Source organism: Rhizobium sp. CG5, assembly GCF_023701945.1.
Lineage (GTDB): Bacteria > Pseudomonadota > Alphaproteobacteria > Rhizobiales > Rhizobiaceae > Allorhizobium.
Genome location: NZ_JABAEF010000006.1, coordinates 47700 through 60895, shown reverse-complemented (window position 1 = coordinate 60895; position 13196 = coordinate 47700). Strand labels below are relative to the sequence as shown.

General features: G+C 64.2%; 10 protein-coding genes and 1 pseudogene. 4 read left to right on the top strand and 7 right to left on the bottom strand.

What is annotated here, in order from left to right:
* The first annotated feature begins 223 nt into the window (after positions 1 to 223).
* Positions 224 to 580 (top strand): hypothetical protein, encoded by a 357-nt coding sequence (locus HGO38_RS11700; RefSeq protein ID WP_250956066.1) that lies wholly within the window; start codon positions 224 to 226, stop codon positions 578 to 580.
* A 57-nt stretch (positions 581 to 637) separates the two neighbouring features.
* Here HGO38_RS11700 and HGO38_RS11695 read toward each other — a convergent pair whose 3' ends face one another.
* On the bottom strand, positions 638 to 1270 hold the full coding sequence (locus HGO38_RS11695) for a J domain-containing protein (RefSeq protein ID WP_250956065.1): 633 nt from the start codon (positions 1268 to 1270) through the stop codon (positions 638 to 640).
* Positions 1271 to 1297: 27 nt separating this feature from the next.
* Positions 1298 to 1504 (bottom strand): hypothetical protein, encoded by a 207-nt coding sequence (locus tag HGO38_RS11690; RefSeq protein ID WP_250956064.1) that lies wholly within the window; start codon positions 1502 to 1504, stop codon positions 1298 to 1300.
* Positions 1505 to 1786: 282 nt separating this feature from the next.
* On the opposite strand from HGO38_RS11690, the gene HGO38_RS11685 reads away from it, so the two are divergent.
* The 3 genes from HGO38_RS11685 to HGO38_RS11675 all read left to right on the top strand — a co-directional run bounded on the left by HGO38_RS11685 (position 1787) and on the right by HGO38_RS11675 (position 6905).
* A complete protein-coding gene (locus HGO38_RS11685; protein WP_250956063.1) occupies positions 1787 to 2131 on the top strand; it encodes a hypothetical protein in 345 nt (114 codons plus the stop codon).
* 89 nt (positions 2132 to 2220) lie between these two features.
* Complete coding sequence (locus HGO38_RS11680) at positions 2221 to 3456, top strand: metallophosphoesterase family protein (RefSeq protein WP_250956062.1); 1236 nt, start codon at positions 2221 to 2223, stop codon at positions 3454 to 3456.
* A gap of 2 nt (positions 3457 to 3458) precedes the next feature.
* Complete coding sequence (locus HGO38_RS11675) at positions 3459 to 6905, top strand: YhaN family protein (protein WP_250956061.1); 3447 nt, start codon at positions 3459 to 3461, stop codon at positions 6903 to 6905.
* An 8-nt stretch (positions 6906 to 6913) separates the two neighbouring features.
* On the opposite strand, the gene HGO38_RS11670 is transcribed toward HGO38_RS11675, so the two are convergent.
* From HGO38_RS11670 to HGO38_RS11650, 5 genes and pseudogenes are all read right to left on the bottom strand, one after another.
* Positions 6914 to 8746 carry an ABC transporter ATP-binding protein gene (locus HGO38_RS11670; RefSeq protein ID WP_250956286.1) on the bottom strand — a complete coding sequence of 611 codons (1833 nt, stop codon included), beginning with the start codon at positions 8744 to 8746 and terminating at the stop codon, positions 6914 to 6916.
* Between the two features lie 46 nt (positions 8747 to 8792).
* On the bottom strand, positions 8793 to 9551 hold the full coding sequence (locus HGO38_RS11665; RefSeq protein ID WP_250956060.1) for a DUF1028 domain-containing protein: 759 nt from the start codon (positions 9549 to 9551) through the stop codon (positions 8793 to 8795).
* 3 nt (positions 9552 to 9554) lie between these two features.
* A complete protein-coding gene (locus HGO38_RS11660) occupies positions 9555 to 11339 on the bottom strand; it encodes a gamma-glutamyltransferase family protein (protein WP_250956059.1) in 1785 nt (594 codons plus the stop codon).
* A 26-nt stretch (positions 11340 to 11365) separates the two neighbouring features.
* Positions 11366 to 12240: pseudogene (locus HGO38_RS11655) on the bottom strand (ABC transporter permease).
* Positions 12237 to 13184 (bottom strand): ABC transporter permease, encoded by a 948-nt coding sequence (locus HGO38_RS11650; protein ID WP_250956058.1) that lies wholly within the window; start codon positions 13182 to 13184, stop codon positions 12237 to 12239. Before HGO38_RS11650 ends, HGO38_RS11655 begins: the two are co-directional and overlap by 4 nt.
* Between the last annotated feature and the right edge of the window lie 12 nt (positions 13185 to 13196).

Below are 13196 nucleotides of genomic sequence, written 5' to 3'. Positions count from 1 at the left end.
CAACACGTTGTTTTTAAGCGTATTGTGACGGCGGACAAGGCGAAAGGGCGAAATCGTCCTGGCTGGACCGAACGAATATCGGCCGTGGCTCTACAGACACACCGGCGGTCGGCGGAGCTGAAAGGCTGTCATCCAACCTCACGCGCGAATTAAAGCTACTGGCAGTTTCCAGTTAATAAATCTGTGAAACACTATCGCGATGTTCTACTAACGAATGTTGCGCATGTTCGCGAAAGCCAAGGTTGTCGCTCTAGCCGCATTTCTGATCGTCGTATTCGGATATCCGTTTTACAGCGTACTGTTCCATGGACTGATCTATGTGAAGCGAAGTGGCTGGAGAACTTACGAAGAGGCTCCAGTTCGATTCATATTTAACGCAGCCCTCTCTTGTGTCGCGTTTGTAGGCGTCTTGGCTTTCATTGCATTTCTCGTCTGGGCTAGAAAAACCAGACGGGAGCGCGCGTTGGAACGTTTGCCGCCGCCGCTCATCAAGGAAAGTTATATCTCAGTGCACACAGACCAAAACACGGAACGCCGCAAGGACGTAAAAATGATATTCGATGAGCATGACGGTTTGTAGCGTTGCATTACCCTCCTTCCGATTGGAGGAGATGGGGAACAAAGTCGATTAAACCGTCTATGCTCGGCCGCTGGCCTTGACCGGTGGTTCGTCCGCCCGGAGGCTGTCTGGGGCCGCCTCTTCCTCGTCGGCAAGGTCGATTGTGTAGGAATAGGCGTCGAGCATGTCGAAAGCCCGCTCGGTCGCCTCGATGCGGGCGGCGGCTTCGGCCACCAGCTTGCCGATCGTCTCCATGCGGGCCCGCAGCATATAGCCCAGCACATCCTTGCCCGGCCGGTCGCCGAGCCGGCCCAGGTGGTTTTGCAGCCGGCTGCTATGGCCCTGCATTTCGCGGATCTGGAACCGGGTCTTGCTGATTTCGTCGGTCAGCTTGGCCCGCATGCCGGCAATCGGGTCGAAGGTGCCGGGCTCGCGGTCGTCGAGCACGATCTCGTTGACGAGCTTTTCGATGACCAGCAGGCCCTGCAGATCCATCGCCTCGGTCAATTCCAGATCGTAGCCGGTCTCGTCGAAGAATTTGCGCCGGGCGGGATCGAGCAGAAGTTCGCACGCCTTCTGGCCGCGAATGAAGGTCTCGGTATCACCGCCCGAATCCGGATGGGTGGCCTTGGCCAGCAGGCGGTAGGCCGCCCGGATCTGCTCGTCGTCGGCATCCTGCGCGACGCCCAGGATCTCATAGGGATCGATCACACGGATCCTCCTTGTTCGGACACCACCTTATTCGGAGATCAGCCCGTCGAACACTTCGAGCATGGCATCGGCAATTGCCTTGCCCAGCGCCACGCCGTTGTCCTGCAGGGCGGTCTCGTCCATGTCGCGGGCTGCCAGGGCCAGCGCCGACCCCTCGTTCATCACGATTTCCTGCGCCCTTTGTATGGCCCACATGGCAAATTCGCTGCGCGTGGTGATTTCGACACTGTCCATCTGCGGGTCCGTTGATCTCTCCCATGCCGCTTGGCGTGGCTTGGCGAGCTTCGTTTGATCTGCCTTGAGGTCACGTCGCCGCCACCCGGTTCATGGTCCCGCAATAGCAGAGGAGGTCCGATCTGACAAAGGTAGAAAATGCAAATGTCCTGTCGGAAGGGCGCACGATGGCGCGGTCGGAGCGCCCACCGGGAACAAATCGCAGGCTGCTTCGGTTGTCTTTGCCGGGGCAACATGCTGTCGGCTGGAGAGGCGGATGGCACTGCAAGAGGACAAAAGGATATGAGTGAACACATTGAAAATGCCGATGGCCAGGGCGAAATTCTGATCGACGGCAACCGTGCGCCGGTGCCCTATCTGGTCAAGGTCGTGCGGGAGAACAGTTCCTATGAAGTGCAGATCAGCCTGAACGCATCGCGTGACTGGCTGCTGACGCAGGGATTTGAAAAGGAGGCTACACTGTTGCGCGGCAATGGCGACAGCATTTCGGTGCGCGCCGATAAGGCGGTGCAGGTCGGAGATCCCCTCAGCGTCGTCCTGCATGCCGAGCCAGAAACGATGGCGTCGCGCGAGGATCTGCTGGCCGCCTTTCCGGAGCTTGATGTCGCGCGCATGCACCGCCTCTGACACAGAGCGTGATAAGCCGGGCAGAAGACTATCAATCGGGTCAGCATTTTCCTAAAACAGGGGCCAACGGCACCTGACGATTCGAGTTCATGTCTTCTTTCCGGTTTATCCACGCGGCCGACCTGCATCTGGGCAGTCCGTTTCAGGGCCTTGCCCTGAAGGATGCCGAGATTGCCGCCGTTTTCGTGGAGGCGAGCCGCAAGGCCTTCTCGACGCTGGTGAGCCAGGCGATCGACGGGAAGGTCGACTTCTTCCTGATTGCCGGCGACGTCTATGACGGCGACTGGAAGGACAACAAAATCGGCCTGTTCTTCAACCGCGAAATGGCGCGGCTGGAGCGGGCCGCGATTCCGGTCTTCCTGCTGCGTGGCAATCACGATGCCATGAGCGTCATCACCAAGACCATCACGCTGCCGGCCAATGTGCACGAATTTCCGACCAATGCGCCGGGCAGCTTTCGCCTGGGGGCCATCCAGGTGGCCCTGCATGGCCAGGGTTTTGCCGACCGCTCGGCGACCGACAATCTGGCGATTGCCTATCCGCCGCCGGTGGCCGGATGGTTCAATATCGGCGTGCTGCACACGTCGCTGACCGGCCGAGAACCCCATGCCCCCTACGCTCCCTGTTCGGTCGAGGACCTGCGCTCGCGCGGCTACGACTACTGGGCGCTCGGCCATGTGCATGAGTTCGAAGAGGTCGCCGCCGATCCGCTGGTGATCTTTCCCGGCAACCTGCAGGGCCGCAGCATTCGCGAACAGGGCGCCAAGGGCGCCGTGCTGGTCACCGTCAAGGATGGCCGCGCCCGCCATGAACGGGTGATTGTTGATGAGGCGCGCTTCGGTGCCGTCGAGGTGGTGATCGGTGCAGAAGACGATGCAAACTCGATTCTAGCGGCCGTCGAGCGGGCCGTCTTGCCGCTTGCGCACGATATCGAGGGGCGCATGCTGGCGCTGCGGGTGCGGCTTTCCGGCGTGACGCCGCTCTACAGGGATTTCGCCACCAATCGCCGGCAATGGCATGACGAAGTGCAGGCGGCCTGCCATCGCTGCCATGCCGATATCTGGCTGGAAAAACTCGAACTGCGGCTGACCGCCCCAGCGCTCTCCGAAGGCACAGCAACCGGTGCCGCCTTCGACCTGCAGCACCTGTTTGCCGCCGACGCACTGCCGGGCGATACTTTGGCCCAGGCGCAGGACCTGGTCTCGACGATCGCGCTCCGGCTGCCGGGCGGCATTGGTGCCGGCGACCGGCCGCTTGAGGTGACGGCCGAGGCGCTGGTCGAGGAAGCCCGGCAATTGCTGCTCGCCCGCGGCGGAGGCGGCTAGCCATGCGCTTTGATCGTCTCGACATCCTGCGTTACGGCGCGCTGACCGATCGCGTGCTGGAGTTCAGGCCCGGCGCCGCGCTGCATGTCGTCTATGGGGCGAACGAGGCGGGAAAATCGTCGGCGCTCAAAGCCATTTCCGACCTGCTGTTCGGCTTTCCGAGCGCGGCCGAGGACAGTTTTCTGCATGAACCGTCGAGCCTTCGCATCGGCGCGGTTCTGTCCGGTCGGGACAGGGACCAGCTCGCCTTCCGCCGGCGGCGCGGTCGCAAGAATACGCTGATCGACCATTGCGAGGCCGAAACGCCGCTGGCCGACGATGCCCTGGCGCCATTTCTCGGCAGTCTCGGCCGGGATGTTTTCGAGCGAGCCTTTGGCCTCAACTCGCACCGCTTGCGCCAGGGGGCGCTGGAAATGCTGCACAGCGGCGGCGAAATCGGCAGCCTGTTGTTTTCCGCTGCCTCCGGCCTGACGGGCCTCAGCAAGCTGCGCCAGTCGCTGGAGAGCGAGGCGGAAGGAATTTTCGCCACGCGCCGCTCCAAGGACCGGCTGTTCTATCAGGCGCTCGATCGCCATGACGAGGCCCGCAAGGCGGAGCGGGAGCTTGAACTGCGGTCCGGCGACTGGAAGAAACTGCTGGCCGACGCCGCAGACGCCGAACGGGACATGAAGGCGCTGCAGCAGGCGCGGCAGCAGACACGCCACGCGCTGGGGCATCTCACCGCCCTGAAAAGGCTGGAGCCGCTGATCCGCGAGATCGACGCCGATCAGACCTCGCTGCTGCATTTTGCCGATCTGCAGGCGGTGCCGTCCTCGTTTGAGGCCCAACTGGATGAGGCGCTGCGGTCGCGCACCAAGGCGCAGGACGCGCTTGAGAGCGCCGAGGACGAAGCAGTCCGGCTGGGTGACGAGCTTCGCCTGGCAGCGGTCGACGAGGCGGTGTTTGCCGCAGCCGATCGTGTCGTGGCGGGTTATGCCGAAAAAGGCTCCTACCTGAAGGCCCGCGAGGACCTGTCGCGGGTGCGGGGCGAAGTCGAGGCTTTTGATCAGAGGCTCGCCGGTCTGGCCCGCAAGCTCGGCCTGCCGGCCGATCCGGACGAGCTGGAACAGAGCCAGCCGGCCGATGCCGATCTCGCCCGTCTCGGCGTGCTGTCCGGCGAAGGCCGGGAGATCCGGCGTCAGCTCGACGATATTGCCAAACGGCTCGACGAAGAGCGCGACTATTTGAGCCATCTCGACAGCGTCAAGGCTGGCGGCCGGCTGATCGACCCAAAACCCTATGCCGACCAACTGGCCGCCCTGCAGCCGGACCTGGCCGAGTTGACCCGGCTTGATGCCCTCGCGGTGCGGATGTCACGCGCCCGGTCTGAACTGACCGAGGCCGCTGCAAGATTGTCGCCGCCGGTCATCGATCTCGACCGGCTGCTCGCCACCCCGCTGCCGGATCTCGCCACGCTTGCCGAGCATCGCCGGCGCATCGACGAGGCCACGACTGTCGCCCGGCAGGCTTCCTCGGTGCTCGGTGGCCTGCTTTCGGAAAAAGTAACGGTCGACCGGGACATCGCCGGGCTGCAGCATGATGGCACGATCGTCACGCGGGACGATATCACCACGGCCCGGTCGCGGCGCGACGGGCTGTTCCAGGCCTTTGCGGGCAAGGGATCGGCGGTCCCGGAGCAGGAGGTCGCCTGGTCGATCGCCGAGGCCGACCGGCTGGCTGACAGCGCACTGACCGATGCCGAGCGCGTGGCACGCCACCAGCAGCTCAGATTGCGTCTCATAGAACTGAACGAGGCCGTTCGGCAGGCGGACCGGGATTCTGCGGCCGCTGCTACCGATCTGGAGGCGGTCCGCGTCGATTATCAGGCGCTGTTTGCCGGGCTCGATCTGCAGCCGGACACCGCCGAACGGATGATCGAGTGGCGCCGCGCCGTCGAGGGGCTCGCCAAGCAGCGCGATGCCCTGCACACGCTGGAAGACGAACTTGCGGAGTTGCAGCGGATCGAGCAGCGCATCGCTCCGGTCCTCCAGGCGCTCTCCGATGCCTGTGGCTTGGCGGGATACGACGCCCTGCCGGTCTCCGCCCTCGGCCGGGCGCTTGCTCGCCATGTCGGCGATATCGGCCAGCGCTGGACGGAAAGCCGCGCGGCCGAAGGCAAGCGACAGTCGTCGATCGATACGATCGAAAAGCTGGAAGCCCGACGGGCCGAGCTTCGCGACGAGGCGGAGCGTTGGGGCCGGGTCTTTGCCGAGGCGGTTGCCGCCATCGGCCTTTCTCCGACGGCGTCCGTTGAAATGGCCGAGGCCTCGATCCTGGTCTGGAAGGATGTGCCGGCGACGCTGTCCGAGCGCGAAAACCGCCGCCGGCGGGTGCGCGGCATGGAGCGCGACATTGAAGCGTTCGAGGACGATGCCCGCGGGCTTGCCGTCGAGATCGCCCCGGAGCTGGCGACGCTGTCGGCCGATGCCGTGGTCGACATCCTGCATGAACGGGTGGTCGCCGCCAATGCCGATCATCAGCGGCGCCTGGGCCTCACCCGGTCGCTGGAACGGGCGCAGCAGATCCTGGCCCGCGCCCGGCTGGAGGCCGAAGAGGCCGAAACCGTGCTGTCGACCCTGGCGAGTGCCATGCCGGTCGGCGACGATCTCGCGGCGCTGTTGCAGCGCCTGCAGCAGCGGCGCGAGATCGAGGCCCGGCTCATGCAATCGCGCCGGCGCTTCGATCTGCAGTCCGAAGGCCGTAGCGAAGACGAGGTTCGCTCTGATCTGTCGGGTTTCGACCGGGTGGCCGCCGATCTCGACATCGAACGGCTGGAGGCCGAGGATCACGCCCATGTCGAACGCTTTGGCCAACTGACGGCCGTGCTGGCTGAGAACGAGCGGCAGCGCCGGGCGCTGGAGACGGGCAAGAGTGCCGAATATGCGGTGTTCGAGAAGCTGGCGGCCGAACAGGAAGCGCGCGAGCTTGCCCGGCAATGGGTGGTGCTGAAGCTGGCCGCCCATCTGCTGGGCACGTCGATGGAAGCCTATCGCGAGGCGCAGGCCGATCCGATGATGACGCGGGCGGGCGATCTGTTCTCGGTGCTGACCGGCGGAAGGTTTGCGCGACTGGTGCAGGACTATGGCACGGATGACGCCCTGCATCTGAAGGCGGAACGATCGACCGGCGAACGGGTGCCGCTCAGCGGTCTCAGCGAAGGCACCGCCGACCAACTCTATCTCGCCCTCAGGCTGGCCTTCCTCGAGGACTATTGCAGCCGCAACGAGCCGGCACCGCTGATCGTCGACGACATCTTCCAGACCTTCGACGACGACCGCACGGCCTCGGGCCTGAAGGCGCTGGCCGGCACGTCGGGCACATTCCAGACGATCCTCTTCACCCACCAGCAAAGTGTCGTCGACATCGCCGTCCGGGAACTGGGCGACGGCGTCGACCTGGTGAGGATCTGACCTTTCCGTCAGCCCGCCTGCACGAAATGCCCTTTCGAGACTTCGCGGTAGACGCGCTTGGGCGGCATGTAGCCGCTGGGGCGGACGGGGCTTTTCAGCTCCTCGATCGCCGCATTGCGCCTGAGGCCGCGGCGCGCCGGATCCGGCACGGGCACGGCGGCCATCAGCTTTTTCGTATAGGCATGCTGCGGATTGTCGAAGATCGCGGCGCGCGGGCCGATTTCGACGATCTCGCCGAGATACATCACCGCGACCCGGTGGCTGATGCGTTCGACCACCGCCATGTCGTGGCTGATGAACAGGAAGGCGAGGTTGAACTCTTCCTGCAGGTCCATCAGCAGATTGCAGACCTGCGCCTTGATCGACACATCCAGCGCCGAGACGCTTTCATCGGCGACGATGACTTTCGGGTTGAGCGACAGGGCACGGGCGATGGCGATACGCTGGCGCTGGCCACCGGAGAATTCGTGCGGATAACGATCGATCATCTGCGGGTCGAGGCCAACCTTGCGCAGGAGATCGGCAACCTTGTCCTCTGCCTCTTGCCGGGTGCCGAGCCGGTGTTTCAGATAGGGTTCGGCAATCGCTGCCCCGACCGTCATGCGCGGATTGAGGCTGGAGAACGGGTCCTGGAAGATCATCTGCACGCTGCGGCGCATGGCGCGCAGGCTCGGCTGGTCCAGCGTCAGCACATTGTAGCCGTCAAGATGCACCTCGCCGCTGTCGGGCTCGACCAGCCGGGTGATCGAGCGCCCGGTGGTCGACTTGCCGCAGCCGCTTTCGCCGACGATCGACAGGGTCTCGCCCTGGAAAAGTTCGAAGGAAATATCCTCGACCGCATGCACGGCGCCGGTCTGGCGGCCGAACAGGCCGCTGCGGATCGGAAAGCGCGTCACCAGGTTTTTGACCGACAGCACCGGCGTCTTGCGGGTATCGACCGTATCGGCCACTTCCTTCGGCACGCTCACCTCGCCCGAGCCGATATCGACGACGGGGAAGCGCAGCGGCCAGGCATGGCCATGCATGGAGCCGAGCTTCGGCACGGCGGACAGCAGCGCGCGGGTATAGGGATGCTGGCCGCGGTGGAAGACGTCGGCGGTCGACCCCTGCTCGACAACATCGCCGCGCAGCATGACGATGGTGCGGTCGGCGATTTCGGCCACCACGCCCATGTCATGGGTGATAAAGAGGACGGACATGCCTTCCTCTTCCTGCAGAACCTTGATCAGATCGAGGATCTGGCCCTGGATCGTCACGTCGAGCGCCGTGGTCGGCTCGTCGGCGATCAGCAGTTTCGGCCGTGAGGCGAGCGCCATGGCGATCATCACGCGCTGGCGCATGCCGCCGGAAAACTGGTGCGGATATTCGTCGAAGCGGTCGCCGGCATTGGGAATGCGGACCTTTTCCAGCAGCCGGATGGTCTCACCGCGCGCCTCTGCCTTCGACAGGCCCTTGTGGCGGGTCAGCACTTCGGAGATCTGCCGTCCGATCGTGAAAATCGGGTTGAGGCTGGTCATCGGCTCCTGGAAGATCATCGAGGCCTCGTTGCCGCGCACCTTCTGCATGTCCTTTTCCGACAGCGCCAGAATATCGCGGCCGTTCAGCCAGACCCGGCCTTCGACTTTGGACTGGTCGCGGGCCAGAAGCCGCATGATCGACAGGGAAGTGACGCTCTTGCCGGAACCGGATTCGCCGACGATCGCCACTGTCTCGCCGGGCTTCACATCGAAGGAAATGTTGCGCACCACCGGCCGCCACTGACCGTCGACCAGGAAGGAGGTCGTCAGCCCCTCGACGGAGAGAACGGCGGGTGTCTCGGTTTGAGCGGCAGCTGTGGTCATGGGGTTCATGGCTTTGCGGATCCGATCCTGGGGCTGCGGTTCTGGCTCATGCGGGCTTCAGCGGCGTGGCAAAGGAGGGCGAGGGGCGGCCCTCAGCGATGCGGGCGGCCTCAAGGGCTGCAATCTTCTCGTCGATCAGCCGGCGGTCGATCAGGCCATGCGGATTGTCGCGGGTCGGCATGGTCTCTGCGACATGCAGGAAACGCTCCTGCGCCACGGCATAGAGCCGGCGCAGTTCGGACAGCGGATCGAGATGGTCGTCGGCGCGGATATCGAGCCAGGCATAGTCCTGGTCGCGGTAAATCTTCAGCGCCGCCGATTGCCGGCCGCGCTTGTCGCCACCGGCCGCCTCGCCGGCATCCATGGCGGCCAGCAGGCGCTCGGCCAGCGGTGCGCCTGCGGTCTCTTTGTAGACCCGCAAGGTCTCGGCAATGACCTCGGGTCCGGCCAGCATATTGCCGGCCACCGAGACATTGTCGTCGACCAGATGGCCTGCCCAGTCGATGCATTTTGCGCCGGTAAAGGCGCCATTGCGGCCTTCCGCGTCGATCAGGTGCATCTGCCGCTGCTGGGCGCCGTCGTCGCGACCGGTCAGGATCGCGATGATCTCGTCGGGAGAATGGCCCTCGGACAGCAGCGCCAGGCCGTCCGTGCCATAGATCGGGCTGACGAAAGCCTGGGTAGCAATGGCGCCAATGCGGCCGCGGATGTGGGGAACGGCGGCGCCGACCGCAAAGAAGCGGCTGGCGACGGCAATGCCGAGATGGCCGGTGTCAGGATCGCGCGCAACAATGGACCAGGTCATCGATTATCTCCCGATCGCATAGGCTTGCATCAGCCGCGGCGTGGCGGCGGCCCGCAGCAGGCCGTCGGCATCGCGCCGTGCCGCGGTCAGGCGACCGATGCTCCAGGGATCGGCCTCGGTGATGTCGTGGCCCATGGCTCGGAGCGCCGTGAGCACGTCGGTGCCGATAGTGCGTTCGATCATCACATTGCCCGGCTGGCTGGTGCGCGGATAAAAGGAGCCGGGGAAATGGGCGGTGTGGAACAGCGGCATGTCGATCGCCGCCTGCAGGTTCTGCTTGTGATGCACATAGCGCAGGAAGAAGGACAGCTGCCACTGATCCTGCTGGTCGCCGCCGGGCGTGCCGAAGGCGAGCGTCGGGCGGCCTTCGTAAAAGGCGATCGACGGCGTCAGCGTGGTGCGCGGCCGCTTGCCCGGCGAGAGCGAGGTCGGCAGGCCCGGCTTCAGCCAGAACATCTGGGCACGCGAATTGAGGCAGAAGCCGAGGCCGGGCACGATCGGCGAGGACTGCAGCCAGCCGCCGGACGGCGTGACGGAGACCATGTTGCCGTCGCGGTCGATGACGTCGATATGCACGGTGTCGCCGCGCTTTTCCGTCAGATGCGACATGGTCGGCTCGTAGACGGCACCGGTGCCCGACATGGAAGCCAGCATCTCCATGGTCAGGTCGTGCTGGGTCTCGAAGCCCGGCAATCGGCCCGGACGCAGATCCATCGAGGCGGTCGTGCCGATCAGCTTGCGGCGCTGGTCGTTATAGCCATCCGACAGCAATTGCTCCATCGGTATGGTGGCAAAGGCCGGGTCGCCGTAATAGACCTCGCGGTCGGCATAGGCGAGCTTCATCGTCTCGACGACGGTGTGCACGAAATCGGCACCGAGCGGGTCCATGGCCGCGACGTCGATGCCGTTCAGCAGTGCCAGCGATTGCAGCAGCACCGGCCCCTGGCCCCAAGGACCCGTCTTGGCGACGGTCCAGCCGTGATAGTCATAGGTCTGCGGCGCTTCCACCGTCGCCGACCAGCCGGCCATGTCCTGCGCGGTCAGGACGCCCTTGTGGCGGCTGCCGCTGGCATCCGTCACCTCGGCTGTTTTCAGATAGTCCTCGATCGCCTCGGCAACGAAGCCGCGGTAGAAGGCATCACGGGCCGCCTCGATCTGGTTTTCGCGGCCGGTGGCGCTTTCGGACTCCTTGACGATACGGGTATAGGTGGCGGCGAGGACCGGATTGCGAAACAGCGCATGCGGCTCGGGCGCCACGCCGCCCGGCAGCCAGGTTTCATAGGATGTCGGCCATTCCTTCTCGAAGAAATCGGCCAGACCCTTGATGGTGGCCGAAACGCGCGGCAGCATGGGATGGCCGTGTTCGGCATAATGGATGGCAGGCTCCAGCACGTCGCGCACGGTCATCGTGCCATAATCGCGCAGCATCAGCATCCAGCCGTCGAAGGCGCCGGGAATGACGGTGGCGAGCAATCCGTCGCCGGGGATGATCGACAGACCCTCTTTTGTGTAATGCTCGATCGTCGCGCCGGCCGGTGCGGTTCCTTGCGCGCAGATCACCTCGACCTTGCCGGTTTTGGCCGAATAGATCAGCGCCGGCATGTCGCCGCCGGGGCCAACCAGATGCGGCTCGAGAATCTGCAGCACGAAACCGGCCGCGACCGCGGCGTCAAAGGCATTGCCGCCCTTTTCCAGGATGCTCATGCCGACGGCCGAGGCGATCCAGTGGGTGGAGGTCACGACGCCGAACGTGCCAAGGATCTCCGGGCGGGTGGTAAACTCAGTCATCGACTGTTCCTTCACTCTCTATTTTCTTAGGATTCCCGGGGGTCGAGCGCATCGCGCAGACCGTCGCCGAGCAGATTGAAACCGATCACCACCAGGAAGATCGCCGCCCCCGGCCACATGGCCATCCACGGGGCCTGGTCGAGGAAATTCTTCGCCACGTTGAGCATCGAGCCCCAGCTGGGCGACGGCGGCTGCTGGCCGAGACCGAGGAAGGAGAGGCTGGCCTCGGCGATGATGGCGGTCGCCACCGTCAGGGTCGCCTGGACGATGATCGGCGCGGTGATATTGGGCAGATGTAACGCAGCATGATGTCGAGATGGCCAAGGCCGATCGAGCGGGCGCCTTCGACATAATCCTCGGTCTTGACCGCCAGCACCTGGCCGCGGGTCAGCCGCACGAAGACCGGCATGGCCGACAGGCCGATGGCGATCATCGCATTGGTGAGGCTCGGGCCCAGAAAGGCTGCCAGCGCGATCGCCATGATCAGAAAGGGAAGGGCGAGACAGGCTTCCGTGATGCGCGAGATCACCTGGTCGACCCAGCCGCCGAAATAGCCGGCGATCAGGCCGAAGGGCACGCCGATGACGATGGAGATGGCGACCGAGAAGATGCCGGCCATCAGCGAAGCCTGGGCGCCCCAGATCATGCGCGACAGGATATCGCGGCCGATATCGTCGGTGCCCATCCAATGGGCGGCCGACGGTGCCTTGCGGATGGCGGTCCAGCTGGTGGCCAGCGGATCGGCGATCGGCAGCAAAGGTGCGGACAGGGCCAGAAGCACGAAGAACAGGATGATGCAGAGGCCAACCAGGGCGCTGCGATTGGCTTTCAGCTTGCGCCAGGCGCGGTTGCCGCTTTTAGGCGGTGATACCACGCCCGCCGTTGGTTGAAGGGTGGTCATAGGCTGGCCCTCATGCGCGGATTGAGGAGGACATAGAGCACGTCGGCGATGAGGTTCATCAGGATGAAGCCGATGGCGGTGCACAGAACCACGCCCTGCACGACGGCATAATCGCGGTTGAACACGGCATCGACGATCAGCTTGCCGAAGCCGGGAATGGTGAAGATCTGCTCGGTCAGCACGGCGCCGGCCAGCAGTTCGCCGAACAGCAGGGCGCTGAGCGTCACGATCGGCAGAAGCGCATTGCGGAAGGTGTGGCTGAGGATGACGACCCGTTCCGACAGGCCCTTGGCGCGCGCCGTGCGGATATAGTCGGCCTTCATGACGCTGAGCATGGCCGAGCGGGTGTGGCGCATCAAGGTGGCCGCCAGTGCATTGCCCAGCACGAAGGCGGGCATGATCATGGTTTCGATGGAGCGTACGGGATCGACGAAGATCGATTCGTACCCGGAGGCCGGCAGCCAGCCGAGCTTTACCGAGACCAGCAGGATCAGCATGATGCCGAGCCAGAAATTCGGGATGGAGAGACCGGACAGCGCAACGATGTTGGCGATATAATCGATCATCGTATTCTTCTTGACGGCGGCCAGGATGCCGATCGGCACGCCGATGACAAAGGCGAAGATCATCGACATCACGGCGAGCTGGATGGTGACTGGCAGTTTTTCACCGATCAGTTCCAGCACCGGCTGGTTGGTACGCAACGACATGCCGAAATCGCCCTGCAGCACATTGGCGATCCAGTAGCCGTATTGATAGACGACGGGATCGTTGAGGCGGTATTTCTCGCGCAGGAATTCGATGACCTGCGGATCGCGCTCTTCGCCGGCCATGGCGAGGATCGGGTCGCCTGGGAGCAGTTTCTGCAGGGAGAACACGAAGATCGACACGATCAGCAATGTCGGGATGGCGACCAGCAGCCGTTTTCCGATGTAGATATGCATGGGGTTACGGTC